Genomic DNA, 19,475 nt, shown 5'->3' on the forward strand with positions numbered 1-19,475 from the left:
TCAACCGTTTATTTCATCCGGTCATCACTGTTTTTAATCTTTCCGACCCGGTTACTTCGTGATGTTGTTCACGTTGTTCCCTGTCGATGGAGCGGCATTATAGGGAGTTCTGAGCAGGCCGCAAGGGTTTATTGAAAATACTTTTCCGACCGTTCACAAATAAAGCAAATGGATTAATAACGTTCAAAATACGCATAAAAAACGGGCTCCAAATTACTTTGGAGCCCGTTTTGACCTCTATAGCCTTCGATTACTGCCTTGCGACGATATGATCATTTTCCACATCAACAACAATTGGCTTACCTGGAATCAGCTTACCCGACAAGATTTGCTGGGCAAGCGGGTTCTCAATTTGCTGCTGGATGGCACGTTTCAATGGGCGTGCACCGTAAACCGGATCAAATCCGGTATTCCCGAGCAACTCCAGGGCCGCATCTGTCAGCGTTGCTGAGTAGCCGTGTTCTTCGAGACGTTTGTACAAACGCTCCAGCTGAATTTTCGCGATATTTTTGATATGCGCATGAGCCAGCGGATGGAATACCACGACTTCATCTATACGGTTGATGAATTCCGGACGGAAGTTGTGAGTGACAACCTCCATTACCGACTCTTTCATCTGCGCATAGGTGGCCTCACCAAAGTGCTGCTGAATGATGTCAGAACCCAGGTTAGAGGTCATGATCACAACGGTATTACGGAAATCGACCGTTCTGCCCTGTCCGTCAGTTAAACGTCCGTCATCCAGCACCTGTAATAAGATGTTGAACACATCCGGATGCGCCTTCTCTACTTCATCTAATAAGATGACAGAGTAAGGACGACGACGAACCGCTTCAGTCAGGTAACCCCCTTCCTCATAACCGACATAACCCGGAGGCGCACCGACCAGACGTGAAACGGAGTGTTTCTCCATAAACTCTGACATATCGATGCGGACCATCGCGTCATCACTGTTAAACAGGAATGTCGCCAGCGCTTTACACAACTCTGTTTTACCCACACCGGTCGGACCGAGGAACAGGAATGACCCGATCGGACGGTTTGGATCCGACAAACCTGCGCGGCTACGACGGATAGCATTCGATACCGCTTCAACCGCTTCGTTCTGACCGATCACCCGGCTGTGCAGTTCCGCTTCCATACGCAGCAGTTTTTCGCGTTCACCTTCCAGCATCCGGGCGACAGGGATCCCTGTCCAGCGCGCCAGCACGTCCGCAATTTCCACATCAGTGACGCGGTTACGCAGTAGCTTCATGGTTTTGCCTTCGGCCTGAGTCGCTGCAGCCAGCTGTTTTTCCAGCTCAGGTATTTTGCCGTACTGCAATTCAGACATCCGACCCAAATCGCCAACACGGCGTGCCTGCTCAAGCGTGATCTTAGCCTGCTCCAGCTCAGCTTTAATATTCTGCGTCCCCGTCAATGAGGCTTTCTCAGCTTTCCACTCTTCTTCCAGCTCAGAGTATTCACGCTCTTTCTGGTTAAGCTCCGTTTCCAGCATCTCCAGGCGTTTCACACTGGCATCATCAGACTCTTTCTTCAGCGCCTGTTGTTCCAGCTTGAGCTGAATAATACGGCGCTCGAGTCGGTCCAGAGACTCTGGCTTTGAGTCCATCTGCATACGGATGCTGGATGCAGCCTCATCTATAAGGTCAATGGCTTTATCGGGCAACTGACGATCCGAAATGTAGCGATGCGAAAGCGTAGCCGCCGCGACAATTGCCGGGTCAGTAATCTGAACATGGTGATGCAACTCATAGCGTTCTTTCAGACCACGTAAAATAGCGATGGTGTCTTCAACAGAAGGCTCGGCAACAAACACTTTCTGGAAACGACGCTCTAACGCCGCGTCCTTCTCTATATACTGACGATATTCATTTAAGGTTGTCGCACCGACGCAGTGAAGTTCACCGCGCGCCAGCGCAGGTTTGAGCATGTTGCCGGCATCCATCGCACCGTCGGCTTTACCTGCGCCTACCATCGTGTGCAATTCATCGATGAACAGAATGACGTTACCTTCCTGTTTTGCCAGATCGCTCAACAGGCCTTTCAGACGTTCTTCGAATTCACCGCGATATTTCGCCCCGGCCACCAGCGCACCCATGTCTAATGACAGTACGCGTTTGTTTTTCAGCCCTTCAGGCACTTCACCATTAATGATCCGCTGCGCCAGACCTTCGGCAATCGCCGTTTTACCTACACCCGGCTCACCAATCAGAACCGGGTTATTTTTGGTACGACGCTGCAGGACCTGAATGGTCCGGCGAATTTCTTCATCACGACCGATGACCGGATCCAGTTTGCCTTGCTCGGCACGTTCGGTCAGATCGATAGTGAATTTTTTCAATGCCTGACGTTGGTCTTCGGCATTCTGATCATCCACTTTCTCACCCCCACGCATTTGATCGATAGCCGCAGTCATTTTCTCGGCCGTTGCGCCACAAACTTTTAACATATCTGTTAATGAGCCGCGGTCTTTCATAACAGCCAGAACAAAGAGTTCTGACGAAATAAACGTATCGGCACGTTGCTGTGCCAATTTGTCACAAAGGTTTAAAACACGTACCAGTTCATGCGAGGGCTGAACATCCCCGCCGGTACCTTCAACTTGCGGCAAACGCCCCAAAGCCTGATCAACCTCCGTGCGCAGTTTCTGGGTATCAACCCCAGCAGCTGTTAATAAAGGGCGCACGGTTCCGCCTTCCTGCGTGAGCAAAGCGCTCATCAGGTGGACAGGTTCGATAAATTGATTGTCGCGCCCGAGCGCGAGAGACTGAGCATCCGCGAGGGCAAGCTGGAATTTACTTGTAAGACGATCCAGACGCATAACACCTCCAATACTGAACAAAATTGCTACTGGAGAATAGATGAGGTCAACCCTGACGTTTTCAAGGTTATCTTATCAGTATATTAATTGGACTATCGGGATGGGTGGTGAAGGGTATTGATTTAAAGGGTTATACCCGCCAAATCAGACTGGCCTGGCGTCCGGTGATCCCGTCACGTCGATAAGAGTAAAATTGGGTGTTGTCAGACACAGTGCAATACTCACCGCCGTAGATGGCGGTGACGCCCGCACTTTGCAAGCGCAGCCGTGCGAGTTGGTAAATGTCGGCCATGAATTTGGCACCTGCCGGTGTAAAAGCCGCTGATGCAGCAGAGTCTGCAGCAACAAAGGCTTCACGCACTTCGCCACCCACTTCAAAATGAGCAGGACCGATCGCCGGTCCCATCCATGCCATGATCTGTTCAGGTGCGGCTTCAAATTGCGCAACCGTGTTTTCCAGCACACCCGCACACAATCCGCGCCAGCCAGCATGTGCAGCCGCGACTTCATCACCCGAGCGGCTGCAAAACAGCACAGGCAAACAATCTGCTGTCATGGCAGCGCAAACTACGCCTGGTTCGCAAGTATAGGCAGCATCAGCAATAAGGGTGGGCACTACGGGAGTGTGCGAAGTAAGACGAACAACATCGGTGCCATGTATCTGCTCCAGCCAGTGCGGTGCAGCAGGTAAACCGCCGAGCGCGATCAGGCGCTGCCGGTTGGCCGAGACGATCTCTGGCTCATCCCCGACATGGCTGCCGAGGTTGAGCGAACCGTAAGGAGGCAAACTGATGCCTCCTTTACGGGTTGTCGCACATGACCGAACCGAAGGAGGTTGCGGCCACTGAGGCAGAATAAGCGCACTCATTACCAGTTCATCTGATCCTTGAACTCTTCGGTATCCGCTTTCAGCGCCGTAATCAGGTCAACCATATCCTGAGGAAGTGGCGCATGCCATTCCATCTGAATACCGGTTACCGGATGGTAAAGGCGAAGCATTGTCGCGTGAAGAGCCTGACGATCGAATCCGCGCAGCATATTGATAAAGGACTCGGAAGCCCCTTTTGGCAAACGCGGACGGCCACCGTACAGCTGGTCACCCAGCAGAGGATGGTTAATGTGCGCCATATGCACACGGATCTGGTGAGTACGGCCAGATTCCAGACGCAAACGCAAACGCGTATGGGCGCGGAAATGTTCCATAATGCGATAGTGCGTGGTCGCCGGTTTGCCGGTTGGGTGCACCGCCATATGCGTGCGCTTGGTGGAATGGCGCGCAATCGGCTCATTCACTGTGCCGCCTGCCGTCATTGTACCAATCGCCACAGCTTCATATTCACGGGTGATTTCGCGAGCCTGAAGAGCAACAACCAGGTGAGTTTGCGCAGGGACTGACTTCGCCACTACCATCAAACCGGTGGTATCTTTATCAAGACGGTGAACGATGCCGCAACGTGGAACATCTATAATCGCAGGGTAGTAATGCAGTAAAGCATTCAGTACCGTGCCGTCTGGATTCCCTGCGCCCGGATGAACAACCAGATCGCGGGGTTTATTGATGACTAAAATATCGTTATCTTCATAGACGATATCTAAAGGGATATCTTGTGGCAGCCAACGCGCTTCTTCTTCAATTTGCGCATCGATTGCGATAGCCTCGCCACCCAACACTTTTTCTTTTGGTTTGGTCACTTTTTTGCCATTGACCGTGACCCTGTCTTCAAGGATCCAATCTTTTATGCGAGATCTTGAATAATCAGGGAACAATTCGGCCAAAGCCTGATCTAACCGTTGACCGAGTTGAGATTCGGCCACCGTTGCGGTGAGTTGTACTTGTTGTGCCATATGCAGCTTCTTGGTTAACGTTGGGTTTTCACGGCGATGCCGTTTAAAATAATGTGCTATTGTAGCTGGTCTTTGTCGGGAGCTTAACGGACAGTCTCCCAGAATAACACCTGAGGATAATCAAAACGTCATGACGCGTGTGAAATATCTGGTGGCAGCAGCCACGTTGAGCCTGGCGCTGGTCGGTTGCTCCAGTTCCAAAGAAACGGTTCCCGATAACCCGCCTAACGTCCTTTATGCCACTGCCCAGCAAAAGCTGCAGGACGGTAACTTTAAAGGGGCGATTGCGCAATTAGAAGCGTTGGATAACCGCTATCCATTTGGACCTTACTCGCAGCAAGTTCAGTTAGATCTGATTTATGCCTATTACAAGTCTGCTGACTTGCCAATGGCTCAGGCCTCTATTGATCGCTTTATGCGTCTGAATCCAACCCATCCAAATATCGACTACGTCATGTATATGCGTGGTTTAACGGATATGGCGCTGGATGACAGTGCACTGCAAGGATTCTTCGGTGTTGATCGTTCTGACCGCGATCCGCAGCATGCACGCGCGGCATTCCGTGATTTCAGCCAGCTTATCCACGCATATCCAAACAGCCAGTACGCAACTGATGCGACTAAACGTTTGGTATTCCTGAAAGAGCGTCTGGCGAAATACGAGCTGTCAGTGGTGCAATACTACACTAAACGCGGTGCTTACGTCGCTGTCGTTAACCGTGTAGAGCAAATGCTGAAAGATTATCCGGATACTCAGGCAACGCACGACGCGCTGCCGTTGATGGAAAGTGCCTATCGCGAACTGCAGCTGAACAACCAGGCTGATAAAGTCGCGAAAATTATTGCCGCCAACAGCGCTGCATAATTTCAAATGTCCGAACACAAAAACGGTAGCTTTGGCTGCCGTTTTTTTTTTTGGATTTTTTTAAGGCACGAACTGAAGGGATTAAAAAACAAGCAGAAAATGATGGGAGTGAAGATCAGGAAAAGCGCACTGATCTTATCAATCATGCTTCATCCGCTGACAAGTCTCAAGACCTTTCCCGCCATTCATTACCCTGAGTCACAGAATCATCACCATTGACAAAAAGTGACAAAAAACCACGACACAGGGGACGCAATTCACAAAAAAGGCTGGTATGTTGGATTCATCGGAGACGGAAAGAAGAGAGGTAAATTATATGACAGTCAACATTACCAGCAAGCAAATGGACATCACTGCCGCTATTCGTGACCACATCGAAGGCCGTCTGAAAAAACTGGAAAAATGGCAAACTCAGTTAATTAACCCGCACATTGTTCTGTCGAAAGAACCACAGGGATTTGTCGCCGTTGCGACCATCAGTACGCCAAACGGCCAGCTGATCGCCAGTGCGACCCACGATGATATGTATGCCGCGATTAACGAGATGACAGCCAAGCTTGAACGTCAGCTCAACAAAGCGCAGCACAAAGGTGAAGCCCGCCGTGCAGAGTCCGGTGTGAAGGAATTGAACCTTGAACCGGTGGAGGAAGAAGAGGAATAACCGGCTTAACAACATGTCTGTGAACAACGCGCTCCTGGAGCGCGTTTTTTGTGTCCAAAGGAAATCTTATTGACACAGGGAAAACCCAGCGGTTACTTTAAGACTCTGCTCAAACTTATGGAAACAATGTATACATGAATACCCGTCTGTTTTTCTTCGCATTCTTTTTTACCTTCCCCTGATTGGGAGGCGTTTCGTCGCGAAAGAATGAATGCGAAGACGAACAATAAAGCCTCCTGAAAAGGGGGCTTTTTTTATGCCTGCGTTTTACACATTTTGCTGAAAGAAAGAACATCTAAAAGGGTAACAACATGACCGAGAACTCATTGCTGGCACTGCGCGAACGCATCAGCGCATTAGATCTGAAACTGCTGGCCTTGCTGGCAGAGCGACGCACAATGGCGATAGAAGTCGCGCAATCTAAAATGCACTCTCACCGCCCTATCCGCGATAAAGAACGTGAAGCAGAACTGATTAACACTCTGATTCAGGAAGGAAAAAAACAAGGGCTGGACGGACATTACATCACCCGCGTTTATCAGTTGATCATTGAAGATTCTGTGCTGACGCAGCAGGCGCTATTGCAGCAACATCTGAATAAAACCCCTTCTGATTCCGCCCGTGTAGCCTTCCTCGGCCCTAAAGGATCCTACTCCCATCTTGCAGCGCGTCAGTTTGCCGCCCGTCATTTCGATCAGTTCATCGAATGTGGCTGCCAGAAATTCCAGGATATCTTCTCTCAGGTCGAAACCGGCCAGGCCGATTACGCCGTGTTGCCGATCGAAAACACCAGTTCCGGCTCAATCAACGACGTTTACGATTTGCTGCAACACACCAGCCTTTCGATTGTGGGTGAACTGACTAACCCAATCAATCACTGCGTGCTGGTAGCGACCGACACTGACTTGTCGCAAATCCAGACCGTTTACAGCCATCCGCAGCCGTTCCAGCAATGCAGCCAGTTCATTAACCGCTTCCCGCACTGGAAAATTGAATATTGCGAAAGCACTGCAGCGGCAATGGAAAAAGTGGCGGCCGCCAATTCTCCACACGTTGCCGCGCTCGGCAGCGAAGCGGGTGGTGCGTTGTATCAGTTACAGGTTCTGGAACATAACCTGGCTAATCAGCAGGAAAATATTACCCGATTCATCGTGCTGGCCCGCAAAGCGATTGAAGTGACAGATCAGGTTCCGGCCAAAACCACGCTCATCATGGCGACCGGGCAACAGGCGGGTGCGCTGGTGAACGCGTTGCTGGTGTTGCGTGAACAAGGCATCATCATGACCAAGCTGGAGTCACGTCCGATCAATGGCAATCCGTGGGAAGAGATGTTTTACATTGATGTGCAGGCCAACCTGCGTTCAGACGAGATGAAAAAAGCGCTGAAGGATCTGGCGCCGATCACCCGCTCGTTGAAAGTGCTCGGCTGTTATCCAAGCGAAAACGTCGTCTCCGTCGATCTGTAATTACGCAAATAAAAAGGGCGCTGCACGGATGCAACGCCCTTTTCTTTCATCATGGATAACTTACTTGCGGTTGTCGTTTGCTTGTCTCAGCAATGCACCACTTTCCTTGAGGAAACGCGGGGCATAATCGCCAAACCAGTTTTCAACCTTTCTGAATTTATCGATAAATGCTTGTTTATCGCCATTTTCCAGCAACGCTAACGCATCACCAAAACGCTGGTAGTAACGTTTTATCAGCGCCAGATTGCTTTCTGACGACATAATAATATCCGCATACAGTTGCGGATCCTGCGCAAACAGCCTTCCGACCATGGCCAGTTCGAGACGATAAATCGGCGAAGACAGCGCCAGCAACTGCTCAATCTGAACATTCTCTTCGGAAAGATGCAGGCCGTACGCAAAGGTCGCAAAGTGTCGTAATGCCTGAATAAAGGCCATGTTCTGATCGTGTTCGACGGCACTTATCTTGTGCAAACGCGCGCCCCAAACCTGCAACTGCTCCAGCAACCACTGGTACGCCTGCGGTTCGCGACCATCGCAATACACGACAACCTGTTTTGCCAGACTGCTGACATCCGGGCCGAACATCGGGTGCAGGCCCAGCACCGGGCCTTCGTGCACCGCCAGCATCGCCTGTAACGGACGATTTTTCACTGATGCCAGATCCACCAGAATACAGTCATCAGGCAACTTCGGCAGACGGGCAATGACCTGTTCCGTCAAATGGATCGGCACACTGACAATCACCATACCGGCATCGGCAAGCAGCGTGTCTGCCTGCGGCCAGTCTTCCTGCTCAAGGATTTTGACCTGATAACCCGACAACTCCAGCAACCGGGTAAATAACCGCCCCATCTGACCGCCACCGCCGATAATCACCACCGGGCGCAGTTCAGGATGCAGCGTTTTAAAACCTTTGTCGTTTTCGCTTGAGTAGGACTCACGCATCACACGGCGCAATACATCTTCGATCAGATCGGGCGGAACGCCCAGGTTCTGCGCCTCCTGACGACGTGAAGCCAGCATCGCTGCTTCACGTTCAGGCACATAGATCGGCAAACCATAACGGCTTTTGACTTCCCCGACTTCTGCCACCAGCGCCAGACGCCGTGATAAGAGATCTAACAACGCTTTATCTACGTCGTCGATCTGATCGCGCAACGCGTTAAGTTCTGCCACCATAAAAACTTACTCTCCTGCGATTCGTGCCGCCAGCGCGTCGCCCAGTTCCTGATGCATGGTGCGCAGCAGGGTTTCCGTGGTTTCCCAGTTAATGCAGGCGTCCGTGACAGACACGCCGTATTTCATTTCTGAGCGCGGTTGTTCAGACGACTGGCTGCCTTCATTGAGATGGCTTTCCAGCATCAGGCCCGTAATCGAGCGGTTGCCTGCTTTAATCTGATCAATCACTGACTGAGCCACAACAGGCTGACGACGATAGTCTTTGTTTGAGTTGCCGTGACTGCAATCTATCATCAAGGAAGGATGGAGTCCCGCGTCGCTCATCTGTTTTTCACAAGCCTTAACGTCCTGCTCGCTGTAGTTTGGCGTCTTACCACCGCGCAAAATCACATGCCCATCAGGGTTACCCTGCGTTTGCAGCAGACAAACCTGCCCGGCCTGATTGATCCCCACAAAACGGTGCGCCATTTCTGCCGCACGCATAGCGTTAATCGCCGTACCCAGGCTGCCGTCAGTGCCATTTTTGAAACCTACCGGCATGGATAAACCCGATGCCATTTCACGGTGGGTCTGAGATTCCGTGGTACGTGCACCAATTGCCGACCAGCTGAACAGATCGCCTAAGTATTGCGGGCTGTTAGGATCCAGTGCTTCAGTCGCCAGCGGCAAGCCCATACCGACCAGTTGCAGCAGCAGGTTACGCGCAATGTGCAAACCAGCTTCCACATCAAAAGTGCCGTCCATGTGCGGATCGTTGATAAGCCCTTTCCAGCCCACGGTGGTACGCGGTTTTTCAAAGTACACGCGCATCACGATGTACAGGCGATCGCTTAATTCAGCCGCAAGCGTTTTCAGATGGCGCGCATAGTCCAGCGCAGCATCCAGATCGTGAATAGAGCATGGGCCACAAACCACCAGCAAACGAGGGTCACGGCCATGCACGATATCCGCGATAGTTTTACGGGCTTCTGCAATGCTGGTTTCATCACTCACGCTTAACGGAAAACGGTTTTTCAGCTCTTCCGGCGTGATAAGAATTTGTTCAGCAGTGATATGGACATTATTCAGGGCATCTTTTTGCATGATAGTGATTCGCTATTCAGGAAAATGGGCAGCCACTCAGGCATCTGCGGACAACATTAACACAGCGCGTAAAGTTATCAAGCCTTAGTTGTAAACTTAAGGTTACCAATTACCGGATATAAAACGCATAATGGAAATTAAAGTTTACATTATGTCGATTAGTGACAAAGAGAGTGTACCGCCAGCATTACATGGCATTATTGCTTAACAGGGAAGTCGCAACGAATGAGGGTAAAAAGAGAAGGATAGCGGCGGGAATAACACCGGCCACCTGCGGCAGCCGGGAGAAACGATTACAGGTTACGATCCAGAGTGATAAAGACCTGTCCAAGCGCAGAGACGTCATCAACGCTGCACTCAAAATGGCTGTCCTGACGCGTGACTTTCAGGCGGTTGCCGGGAATTCGCGCCACGTCATAAACGTCGACATCACCGTCGATATCCAGCAACCAGCGGCCATTGCCCGGATGGGTGCTGCCCATATCGATAATCCACGAGTCGTTGCCTTTAACAATATAAGCCGGCTCAGCCAGGGAATCGTCCAGCAAGGAAGAGTCGGCGGTCCACAGACCTTCATCCTCCAGCGCCCCGCCTCGCAATCTCAACTTTTTAAGCTGCCGGACGCCTTGCGTTGCCCCGGTACCTGTTACGGCGGGATCCTGCATCGTGCCCTTACCCGTTGCCAGCCAGCGCAACGAAACACCCGTATCCAGCGCACAGGCCACGACCACATCACCGGGGAAATAATCTCTTCTCACCCAGGTGCTTATCGTACCAGACGACAAACCATACAGATCACCCAACTCTTTCTGCATGCTAAAGCCATACGCCTGAAGCATGCGCGACAGTACGGCTTTTCCTCCTTCGAGTTCATCTAATTGCATCTGGCGAAAACCCCTGGGCTTGTAAATACCAACTTGACAACTCGCAAATGCAAGTTTAGATTGTTTATGTAATATACCGAACCCCGTCATGATACCAAATTTACAGCGTGGGGGGAGGATCAGTAAGAAATCTCGCCATAACGTTAAAGACAGTCAATGAGGAGTCGCGATGTTTTTAGGAACAGAGCAACAGCGCCAGACGGGCTTACGTCACATTGCCCATCTGAAAGACACCCATTTCTCTGACAAGAGAAATAAGGTCGAAAACATATTTGATAATGCCCCTGATAAATGGAAAACCACATTGTGTTTTCATGCCGGTCTTAAACGCCGCCATGTTCATCTTCCGTATGCCGAAATGACGTCCGATGAACAATTAAAAATAATTCAGGCTTTATTATCACTACGTCATTTTTCATCATTATTAAGAGGAGATTTTTACTGATGGCAGACTGGATAGATGAATCACAAGAACACCAGCTCAGGTTACTGGAAGAACAGATTGCAAAGGTAACCCAAACACGGCACAGCGCATCAGCCCTCTTTTGTGAAGACTGTGACACGGCCATCCCGGAACAGCGGCGAAGCGCAATTTACGGTGTCCGGCGTTGTATTGAATGTCAGGAAATTAATGAAATTAAAAGCAGGAATTACCGCCCGATATAATTAATTCATCGTCTGTTATTTCAATAAAGTTTTATCCTGAAATATTAACTTTCGGGAGCGGCATTCTATTACTTTTATGACGGAATTAACGCCATGCCTGATAATATAAGAGCTAGGATTTCCCCTGCCTCACATCCTGCCATTAATGACACAACGGATAAACCCTTTCAGGGTTTATGGTGGTGGAATGCACCGCGACCGGCGATGACGTGCCCTCTTGAAAAACCGCTGACACGGGATTTCTGCCAGCGCCAGCAGGCTGCACTTTCACTTATCGCCACCCTGCCGCGCTGCCTGCGCACGCCGTTACAGCAGCGTTATCAGTTTTTGCTTAACACCAAAGGCGTCCGTCCTGCCTTTCACTTTCTGATGACGGTGTTCATGCAGCGTCTCTGGCCACGCATACAGCGGGTGAATGAACGCCATCAGTATTCGCGATACATCTCGCAAAAGCATCTTGCCGCAGAAGAGACGTTTAACTGTTTACCTGATTTGAATGACAACAGCCTGAAACGTCTGGCGAATCAGCTGGCGATTGCCATGCAGGATGCCTGTGAGTATCAGTGTGAAAAGTGGCTGAAAAGCCACCCCGCAGAACCGGACATTCTGCTGAGAGACAGCACGCAAAATGAAATTTATGGTCACCTTGCCGCGATGGCGCGCGCCTGTCGCGTTCTGCCGCTTTACTGGCGCGCCTTTAAAAATGGCCGGTTAACAGCCCATACCGCCGTCGCCAGCATGTTACGTCTGGTCAGCGGCGACTGGTGGGAGAAACAATTACGCGCGCAGCAGCGTCTGTGGCGGGAAGCCCTGATGATTGCCTGTGGTTACGTGAGCCGTGCAACGTCGCCTTACGCAAGCAAAAATGCCATTCGCGATGTGGTATCACGTCGTCTGTCGGCGCTGAATTATCTTCGGCAGTGCGATATCGAAAATATCCAGTCGGGAGAAAAGCTGAGTCTGCTGGACACGGTTTTAGCCAGTATTTCCAATCCAAAACTGCGCCGCATGGAGCTCATGACCCTGATTGCCGGCGTCGAGGACGTTGCGGATCAGCAACAGGATCGCGGGCTGTTTATTACCCTGACCACGCCTTCAAAATATCATCCGATGAAAACCACCGGCCCGCACTCTGCCCCGCAGTTTAACCATAAATGGGATGCGCAGGCGTTTACGCCGAAAGATGCGCAGCGTTATCTGGTCGCTGTCTGGGCGAAAATCCGCACCACGTTCAAAGACCGAAATCTGAAGGTCTACGGCGTACGGGTCGTGGAACCCCATCACGACGGCACGCCGCACTGGCACATGATGCTGTTTACGCCACCGGCGCAGCAGCAAAAAGTCATCGACGTCATGCGCAAATACGCCCTTGAGGAAGACGCGCAGGAGCCGGGTGCCGACGTGTCGCGTTTCAATTGCAAGCCGCTCAACCGGGGAGGAGCGGCAGGATACATTGCCAAATATGTGGCTAAAAATATCGACGGTTACGCGCTGGAAGGTGAAACCGATTTTGATTCGGGTCGTCTGCTGACTGACGTCGCCACTTCCGTCACGGCCTGGGCGTCCACATGGCGGATCCCGCAGTTTCACGCCATCGGTATCCCCTCCGTAGGCGCATACCGTGAGTGTCGCCGCATCCGCCATATCAGCCTTGCCTGCCAGTTTGATACGCGGGTCGAAGCCGTACGCTGCGCGGCTGATAGCGGCGACTATGCCGCTTACATTCATGCGCAGGGCGGCATTCATATCGGGCGAAAAGATCACACCGTACGGGTCGCCCGCCAGCAGACCGATGAACTGAACGTCTATGGCGAACCCCAAAATAAAGTCGTGGGTATCTACGCCCCGCATCTTGGCGCTTCGCACATTTTCTCCACTCACACGGAACGCTGGCGAATCGTCCGCCGCCGGCCCTCTTCACCTGAAAGATCACAGGCAATCCCGGCATTGTGCCCGCCTTGGAGTTCTGTCAATAACTGTGGATCGCTGGCTTCGCCCTTAAAGCTGTTATCTATACAAAATCCGAGCCAATAAAAATTAATCTATAAATTCAATGAATTATATTTTTTAAAATGCGCAGAGTGTTGACGTATTAACTCAATTAAAGAATACTGTATATAAACACAGTATCTGGCGAGGGGAGAAAATGGAAAACCTGACTAAACAACAGCTAACGTTGTCCAGGATACAACTGATCGCAGACATTTCGCAGACGGCGCAGTGCAATCCAAAAGAATTTCTGGTCGTGATGTCACTGATATCGGAACTGGCCAGCCAGGCTCTGACGGACGAACATCAGGATGCACTCTTCTATAACGGGAGCACTGACGACGCCCACTGATCGCCAGAGACTACGGGCGGTGTTTGTCACATACCCGGCGCTTACCCTTCCCCTTTCAGGCCGGACTAAGCGCCCCGCCATTTTCGTCCATCCCCCCTTTCTTGTTGTGCCAATAGTTTCACAACCCCCTTACGTTGCCGCCTTCCTCTCTCTTGCGCAGACTGAAATCACCTTCTGACGATTTCATTCACCCGCGGAGAACCCCCATGAAACTTTACGCAGAACAGGGCGACACAGTGGATTCCATGTGCTGGCGTTATTACGGCCGAACCGCTGTTGTTGTCGAGAAAGTCTATGCGGCGAATAAAGGCATTGCCGATCTGGGCGCATTGTTACCCCACGGCACCGCCATCGACATGCCGGATGTCGCGGAGCAAACCCAGCAGGAAATACTCAAATTATGGGACTGAATACCGAACGCATCAGCTCAGCCTGCGCATATTTCATCGCCACGTCACTGACCTGGCTGGCGGGTATCACCTCGCAGGACATTGCCTTTCTGATTGGATCCGCCGTCGGTATCGGCACCTTTTTAGTTAACTGGTACTACCGGCGCAAAAGCTTTCAGCTGCTGGCACGCAACGGTCTGAACAAAGACACCTATGAAAACCTCAACTCTTAAACGCTGCAGTGCCGCGGTGGTGTTAGGGCTGATGGCGGCACTGCCAGGCTACACGTCATTACAGGTTTCGGAAGAAGGTTTACGGCTGATCACCGATTTTGAAGGCTGTCAGCTGCAACCCTATCAGTGCAGCGCTGGCGTATGGACCAGCGGTATCGGCCACACGGCAGGAGTTAAACCGGCACGGGAGATAACCGAACATCAGGCCGCTGAAAACCTGCTGGCAGATATTCAGCGAACCGAGCGCGCCATCAAAAAATGCATGCCGGGCGTGATGCCGCAGCCGGTTTTTGATGCCGTGGTGTCATTCAGTTTTAACGTCGGCACCGGAGCTGCGTGTCAGTCAACACTGGCGTTTTTCATCAACAAGCAACAATGGCAACAAGCCTGTGACCAGCTGCCACGATGGGTTTTCGTCAACGGTGACCGCAACCGGGGTCTGGAACGCAGGCGAAACGCCGAACGAGCTCTCTGCCTGAAAGGGGTCTGAATGCGCATATTACTGGTCATTCTGACCGTCATGATTTTGCTGATCGTCATCCTGCTGCTTTCCAATCGCTCACTACAGCACGATCTCAACCACGCCGCTCAGCAACGCGACGCGCTGGCGATTTCACTGCAACAACGTGAGCAGACGATCACTGAACTGAACCAACAAATGCGCCAGCGCGAACAGGCTGAACTGGCATTACGCGAAGACCTGAGTTCCGCCCGGCAAATAATGCAAACCCGCGAACAGCAAAGACAAAGGAGCCTTCATGTTAATGCGCAAAACCGTCAGTGGGCTGACGGCGGGCTGCCTGCTGATATTAGCCGGTTGCACCAGCGCCCCGCCTTCAGCTCCGCCAGCGATTATTTACGTTGGCTGTCCGGCGGTCACCGCCTGCCCGATTCCGGCCAGCCATCCCGTCACTAACCAGGATCTGAGCGCCGACATTCTTCAGCTGGAATCTGCGCTGATGGACTGCGGCTTACAAATTGAAGCCATCAAAAAGTGTCAGGAGGCACAACATGCAAAAACCGATTCAGTTGCAACAACGGCTGATTGAACAGATCCCGCTGCTTGCAGCCGCACCTGAAAAACTGATGCTCGCCACCGGCCCCGGCAAGGTGGTCGCCACATCAGCGCCGTCGCTTTCTTTTGAGTACCGCTATCCGCTGACGCTGACTTTTACAGACGACGCGCTCAGCGAAACCCTGGTTGATCTGGCCGTGGTCACCGTTCTCGACTGGTTGCAGGTTAATCAGCCTGAAATTCTTGGCAACGCCCTGCACCGGCTGAATGATTTCACGTTCACTCAGCAGGCGGGCAGCCTGGTGCTGACGCTGCAACTGACCGAGCGCGTGCAGGTTTCCGATACAGGTGATGTTCGCACCATCACTCACCTGCCTGAACCGCCGCTGCCGGAAAACATGGCGCTGCCGCGTCAGGTTTATCTTAACGGAGAACTGATCAGCAGCTGGACGGTATGACCCGATAAACCTTGTTGTGTCAGCCGCGGCCGAACGGCCATCGGTTGTCGCTCAACCCTCTGAAACGGCATCCTTTATCCCATGAATACGACTCTTCAACTCAACGACATAATGCGGCTGATTGGCAATCTGGTGCGCATCGGTAATGTCTCAGAACTGGATCTGGCTAACGCCCGCTGCCGTGTCGCGACGGGCAGCAACGTGACGGCCTGGCTGCCGTGGATGACGCACCGCGCAGGCCGTACGCGCAGCTGGTGGGCGCCCTCTGTCGGCGAACAGGTATTGCTGCTCTCGATGGGCGGCGAACTGAATACGGCATTCGTGTTACCGGCTGTTTTTTCGGATGCCTCGCCCGCACCTTCGGCTTCGGCGGATGCCCTTCATCTGGCCTTTCCGGACGGCGCCATTTTTGAATACGAACCGGCAAGCGGCGCGCTGAAAGTCACCGGCGTCAAAACGGCGGTGATCAATGCATCGCAGAACGTGGAGGTCACAGCACCTGAAATCCGCTGCACCGCCAGTACGCGCATCACCCTGGATACGCCGGAAGTGGTTTGCACCAGCAAGCTGACCACCGGCTCACTCGAGGTCAAACAAGGCGGCACGCTGACCGGCAATGTAATTCACAGCGGCGGCAGCCTGACATCCAACGGCATTATTGTGCACACCCACCGCCACAGCGGCGTCCAGACCGGCGGTGGCCAGACGGGAGGTCCGCAATGAGCAAACCAAAATACCTGGGAATGGACAGAAACAGCGGCACGGCAATTGAAGATCTCGACCATATCCGCCAGTCCGTGAGCGACATTTTGACTACACCGGTGGGTTCCCGTGTGATGCGCCGCCATTACGGCTCGCTACTTTCTGAACTGATTGACCAGCCGCAAAACGGCGCGTTGCGGCTGCAAATGACCGCAATTTGCTACACCGCGCTTCTGCAGTGGGAGCCACGCATCTCACTGAATGCCATCACTTTCGACTCCGATTACACCGGCAAGATGGTGGTGGAACTGACCGGAAGCCGTACCGATACGGCGACGGATTTCTCCCTGAACATTCCTGTGAGCTGACACTTATGGCAACGATCGATTTGAGCCAGTTACCGGCCCCCGATGTGGTCGAACAACTGGATTATGAAAGCCTGCTTGAAGAACGTAAAACGACGCTGATCTCCCTCTACCCGGCCGACCAGCAGGAAGCCATCAGCCGCACGCTGACACTGGAGTCCGAACCGCTGGTCAAGCTGTTGCAGGAGAACGCCTACCGCGAACTGATCCTGCGCCAGCGCGTCAACGAATCCGCAAGGGCGGTGATGGTGGCGTATGCGACGGGCAGTGATTTGGATCAGCTGGCGGCGAATTTCAACGTTCAGCGCCTGATTTTACAACCGGCGAATAACACCACAATCCCACCAACAGCCGCCGTTTTAGAAGCCGATAGCGATTTGCGTGTGCGTATTCCTCAGGCATTCGAAGGGCTGAGTGTGGCAGGCCCGACCGGGGCTTACGAATATCATGCGCGCTCAGCAGATGGACGCATTGCGGATGCATCCGCTATCAGCCCGTCTCCCGCAGAAGTGACCGTCACCATTTTGTCACGTGATAACGACGGTGTGGCAGCCGACGATTTGCTCGTTGCCGTAGAGAAAGCGCTGAACGACGAAGATGTCCGGCCTGTCGCCGATCGCGTCACCGTGCAGGCGGCAGAGATTGTGCCTTATCAGATTGACGCCGTGCTGTATGTCTTACCCACACCGGAGATTGAGCCGGTGCGCGCGGCCTCTGAAGCCCAGCTGAAAACTTATATCAATACGCAAAGCCGTTTAGGCAGGGACATCCGGCTTTCTGCCATCTATGCCGCTCTGCATGTTGAAGGCGTTCAGCGGGTTGAGCTTGCCTCTCCGCTGGCAGATATCGTGCTCGATAAAACCCAGGCCTCTTTATGTACAGCCTATTCGCTCACGGTCGGAGGCTCGGATGAATGATCGCCTTCTGCCTTCCGGCTCCACTCAGCTTGAAATAGCGGCGGTGCAGGCTCTGTCGCAAATCGGCAATATCGCCGTTCCTCTGCGGGAACTCTGGGATCCGGATGCCTGTCCGCTGGAATTACTGCCTTATCTCGGATGGGCATTTTCCGTTGATCGCTGGGACGAAAACTGGACTGAACCGGCAAAGCGCTCAGCCGTCCGCGCCGCCTGGTTCGTTCATAAACATAAAGGCACCATTGGCGCCTTACGCCGGGTCGTTGAACCGCTGGGATATTTAATTCGCGTCACCGAGTGGTGGCAGACGCACGATGTTCCGGGCACTTTTCGCCTCGATGTCGGCGTGCTGGAAACGGGTATCACGGAGGAGATGTATCAGGAACTGGAACGTCTGATTGCAGATGCAAAACCCTGTAGTCGCCACCTGATCGGCCTGTCTATCAATCTGGATGTGACGGGTGATTTTTATCTGGCCGCCGCCACCTACGACGGCGAAGAGCTGACCGTTTATCCCTATTTCCCTGAAACCATTACTGCGTCCGGCTCTGCATATACCGGTTCAGCAATCCATTTAATCGACAACCTGAGAGTAAATTATGACAGCTAAATATTATGCTCTGCTGACCAATCTGGGCGCAGCAAAACTGGCCAATGCGACGGCGCTCGGTACGCAACTTAGCCTGACGCAAATGGCAGTGGGCGATGGCGGTGGAGTATTGCCAACACCCGATCCGGCACAAACAAAACTGATCGGCGAAAAACGTCGCGCTGCGCTCAACTCACTCAGCGTTGATCCGGCGAACACCAACCAGATCATTGCTGAACAGATCATTCCGGAAGATCAGGGTGGATTTTGGATCCGCGAAATTGGCTTATTCGATCAGGACAATACGCTGATTGCCATCGCCAACTGCCCGGAGACTTATAAACCCCAACTCCAGGAAGGCAGCGGCCGTACCCAAACCGTACGCATGATATTAGTGGTGAACAGCACAGAAGCCGTGACGTTAAAAATCGATCCCTCTGTGGTGCTGGCAACGCGCAAATATGTCGATGATAAAGTGATTGAAGTGAAAGCCTATGCTGATGATCTGATGGCGAAGCATGTGGCGGCAGCGAATCCACACAGCCAGTATTTGCAAATAGCCAATGCGTTAAAAGAAATAAAAGATAAGAATCTTGTAGCTAAGGTGCTTGAAAATTTAAGTTTAGGTGAAGCAGCAAAACGTGGGGTCGGTACTGGAGCAAACCAGATTCCTGATATGAGTATGCAGGGTTTTGGAAGCAATTGGGTCAAAACTGTAGGAGGTCTGATTATACAAAGAGGAACTTTCGGATATCCAATTGGTATCAATTTAATGAACGTTAATTTTCCAACAGCATTTGTCAGTTCAGCAACAGTCAATTTAACTTGGGCAGATGCAACTATTGGTGGACCAGTACGCGACTTAAATATGTCGTATGGTATAATTGCTGGCTCTCAAACAAAAACAGGATTTCAGGCTTGGATGAGTGGTAGCGGTGGATTCAATTTAAATTACATTGCAATTGGCTATTAACTCACGAGAATATAATACTT

25 protein-coding genes and 1 other annotated feature are annotated in these 19,475 nt (G+C 52.1%); of the genes, 19 read left to right on the forward strand and 6 right to left on the reverse strand.

Annotated features, from left to right (window positions below; translation table 11 throughout):
* Window positions 1–250 precede the first annotated feature (250 nt).
* The 3 genes from clpB to rluD all read right to left on the reverse strand — a co-directional run bounded on the left by clpB (window position 251) and on the right by rluD (window position 4,669).
* Window positions 251–2,824, reverse strand: a complete 2,574-nt coding sequence (gene clpB / locus J1779_RS00300; RefSeq protein ID WP_217202550.1) for an ATP-dependent chaperone ClpB — start codon at window positions 2,822–2,824, stop codon at window positions 251–253.
* 130 nt (window positions 2,825–2,954) lie between these two features.
* A complete protein-coding gene (gene yfiH, locus J1779_RS00305) occupies window positions 2,955–3,692 on the reverse strand; it encodes a purine nucleoside phosphorylase YfiH (RefSeq protein WP_217202551.1) in 738 nt (245 codons plus the stop codon).
* Window positions 3,692–4,669, reverse strand: a complete 978-nt coding sequence (gene rluD / locus J1779_RS00310; protein ID WP_122096176.1) for a 23S rRNA pseudouridine(1911/1915/1917) synthase RluD — start codon at window positions 4,667–4,669, stop codon at window positions 3,692–3,694. The genes yfiH and rluD overlap by 1 nt, the downstream gene beginning before the upstream one ends.
* Before the next feature lie 130 nt (window positions 4,670–4,799).
* Here rluD and bamD point away from each other — a divergent pair, with 130 nt between their 5' ends.
* From bamD to pheA, 4 genes are all read left to right on the forward strand, one after another.
* Window positions 4,800–5,534 carry an outer membrane protein assembly factor BamD gene (bamD, locus tag J1779_RS00315; protein ID WP_056772705.1) on the forward strand — a complete coding sequence of 245 codons (735 nt, stop codon included), beginning with the start codon at window positions 4,800–4,802 and terminating at the stop codon, window positions 5,532–5,534.
* A gap of 316 nt (window positions 5,535–5,850) precedes the next feature.
* Window positions 5,851–6,195, forward strand: a complete 345-nt coding sequence (gene raiA, locus J1779_RS00320; RefSeq protein ID WP_056772708.1) for a ribosome-associated translation inhibitor RaiA — start codon at window positions 5,851–5,853, stop codon at window positions 6,193–6,195.
* Window positions 6,196–6,328: 133 nt separating this feature from the next.
* Window positions 6,329–6,453, forward strand: a sequence feature (Phe leader region).
* A complete protein-coding gene (locus tag J1779_RS25755) occupies window positions 6,330–6,377 on the forward strand; it encodes a hypothetical protein (RefSeq protein ID WP_369794779.1) in 48 nt (15 codons plus the stop codon). Its footprint overlaps the feature before it by 48 nt.
* A gap of 53 nt (window positions 6,454–6,506) precedes the next feature.
* The gene (gene pheA, locus J1779_RS00325) at window positions 6,507–7,661 is read left to right on the forward strand and encodes a bifunctional chorismate mutase/prephenate dehydratase (RefSeq protein ID WP_056772712.1); all 1,155 of its coding nucleotides are present in this window, start codon (window positions 6,507–6,509) and stop codon (window positions 7,659–7,661) included.
* 60 nt (window positions 7,662–7,721) lie between these two features.
* On the opposite strand, the gene tyrA is transcribed toward pheA, so the two are convergent.
* From tyrA to J1779_RS00340, 3 genes are all read right to left on the reverse strand, one after another.
* Window positions 7,722–8,843 carry a bifunctional chorismate mutase/prephenate dehydrogenase gene (tyrA, locus tag J1779_RS00330; RefSeq protein ID WP_136376212.1) on the reverse strand — a complete coding sequence of 374 codons (1,122 nt, stop codon included), beginning with the start codon at window positions 8,841–8,843 and terminating at the stop codon, window positions 7,722–7,724.
* A 6-nt stretch (window positions 8,844–8,849) separates the two neighbouring features.
* Window positions 8,850–9,926, reverse strand: a complete 1,077-nt coding sequence (locus tag J1779_RS00335; RefSeq protein ID WP_056772717.1) for a 3-deoxy-7-phosphoheptulonate synthase — start codon at window positions 9,924–9,926, stop codon at window positions 8,850–8,852.
* A gap of 293 nt (window positions 9,927–10,219) precedes the next feature.
* Window positions 10,220–10,810, reverse strand: coding sequence for a phage repressor protein CI (locus tag J1779_RS00340; protein WP_217202552.1), 591 nt, complete (start codon window positions 10,808–10,810; stop codon window positions 10,220–10,222).
* A gap of 169 nt (window positions 10,811–10,979) precedes the next feature.
* Between J1779_RS00340 and J1779_RS00345 the strand changes: the two genes are divergently transcribed.
* From J1779_RS00345 to J1779_RS00410, 15 genes are all read left to right on the forward strand, one after another.
* Window positions 10,980–11,255 (forward strand): DUF5347 family protein, encoded by a 276-nt coding sequence (locus J1779_RS00345; protein ID WP_183850141.1) that lies wholly within the window; start codon window positions 10,980–10,982, stop codon window positions 11,253–11,255.
* Window positions 11,255–11,476 (forward strand): TraR/DksA C4-type zinc finger protein, encoded by a 222-nt coding sequence (locus J1779_RS00350; protein ID WP_072158067.1) that lies wholly within the window; start codon window positions 11,255–11,257, stop codon window positions 11,474–11,476. The genes J1779_RS00345 and J1779_RS00350 overlap by 1 nt, the downstream gene beginning before the upstream one ends.
* 204 nt (window positions 11,477–11,680) lie before the next feature.
* The gene (locus J1779_RS00355) at window positions 11,681–13,510 is read left to right on the forward strand and encodes a replication endonuclease (protein ID WP_238484994.1); all 1,830 of its coding nucleotides are present in this window, start codon (window positions 11,681–11,683) and stop codon (window positions 13,508–13,510) included.
* Between the two features lie 112 nt (window positions 13,511–13,622).
* The gene (locus tag J1779_RS00360) at window positions 13,623–13,817 is read left to right on the forward strand and encodes a hypothetical protein (protein ID WP_056772726.1); all 195 of its coding nucleotides are present in this window, start codon (window positions 13,623–13,625) and stop codon (window positions 13,815–13,817) included.
* 206 nt (window positions 13,818–14,023) lie between these two features.
* Window positions 14,024–14,227, forward strand: coding sequence for a tail protein X (locus J1779_RS00365; protein WP_217202554.1), 204 nt, complete (start codon window positions 14,024–14,026; stop codon window positions 14,225–14,227).
* The gene (locus J1779_RS00370; RefSeq protein ID WP_056772733.1) at window positions 14,218–14,439 is read left to right on the forward strand and encodes an HP1 family phage holin; all 222 of its coding nucleotides are present in this window, start codon (window positions 14,218–14,220) and stop codon (window positions 14,437–14,439) included. The genes J1779_RS00365 and J1779_RS00370 overlap by 10 nt, the downstream gene beginning before the upstream one ends.
* Window positions 14,420–14,929 (forward strand): lysozyme, encoded by a 510-nt coding sequence (locus tag J1779_RS00375; RefSeq protein ID WP_217202555.1) that lies wholly within the window; start codon window positions 14,420–14,422, stop codon window positions 14,927–14,929. Before J1779_RS00370 ends, J1779_RS00375 begins: the two co-directional genes overlap by 20 nt.
* Window positions 14,930–15,355 carry an Rz-like lysis system protein LysB gene (gene lysB / locus J1779_RS25440; RefSeq protein WP_238484995.1) on the forward strand — a complete coding sequence of 142 codons (426 nt, stop codon included), beginning with the start codon at window positions 14,930–14,932 and terminating at the stop codon, window positions 15,353–15,355.
* Window positions 15,246–15,488 (forward strand): Rz1-like lysis system protein LysC, encoded by a 243-nt coding sequence (lysC, locus tag J1779_RS00380; RefSeq protein WP_338019842.1) that lies wholly within the window; start codon window positions 15,246–15,248, stop codon window positions 15,486–15,488. The genes lysB and lysC overlap by 110 nt, the downstream gene beginning before the upstream one ends.
* Window positions 15,451–15,912 (forward strand): phage tail protein, encoded by a 462-nt coding sequence (locus J1779_RS00385; protein ID WP_217202557.1) that lies wholly within the window; start codon window positions 15,451–15,453, stop codon window positions 15,910–15,912. The genes lysC and J1779_RS00385 overlap by 38 nt, the downstream gene beginning before the upstream one ends.
* Before the next feature lie 81 nt (window positions 15,913–15,993).
* Entirely contained in the window at window positions 15,994–16,635 is a 642-nt protein-coding gene (locus tag J1779_RS00390; RefSeq protein ID WP_122096168.1) for a phage baseplate assembly protein V, read from the forward strand.
* The gene (locus J1779_RS00395) at window positions 16,632–16,982 is read left to right on the forward strand and encodes a GPW/gp25 family protein (protein WP_056772748.1); all 351 of its coding nucleotides are present in this window, start codon (window positions 16,632–16,634) and stop codon (window positions 16,980–16,982) included. The genes J1779_RS00390 and J1779_RS00395 overlap by 4 nt, the downstream gene beginning before the upstream one ends.
* Before the next feature lie 5 nt (window positions 16,983–16,987).
* Window positions 16,988–17,896, forward strand: a complete 909-nt coding sequence (locus tag J1779_RS00400; protein ID WP_217202558.1) for a baseplate assembly protein — start codon at window positions 16,988–16,990, stop codon at window positions 17,894–17,896.
* Window positions 17,889–18,503 carry a phage tail protein I gene (locus J1779_RS00405; protein WP_217202559.1) on the forward strand — a complete coding sequence of 205 codons (615 nt, stop codon included), beginning with the start codon at window positions 17,889–17,891 and terminating at the stop codon, window positions 18,501–18,503. Before J1779_RS00400 ends, J1779_RS00405 begins: the two co-directional genes overlap by 8 nt.
* Window positions 18,493–19,455 (forward strand): phage tail protein, encoded by a 963-nt coding sequence (locus tag J1779_RS00410; protein ID WP_056772757.1) that lies wholly within the window; start codon window positions 18,493–18,495, stop codon window positions 19,453–19,455. Before J1779_RS00405 ends, J1779_RS00410 begins: the two co-directional genes overlap by 11 nt.
* Window positions 19,456–19,475: the final 20 nt, after the last annotated feature.

This window comes from Rahnella rivi (assembly GCF_019049655.1).
GTDB classification, from domain to species: domain Bacteria; phylum Pseudomonadota; class Gammaproteobacteria; order Enterobacterales; family Enterobacteriaceae; genus Rahnella; species Rahnella rivi.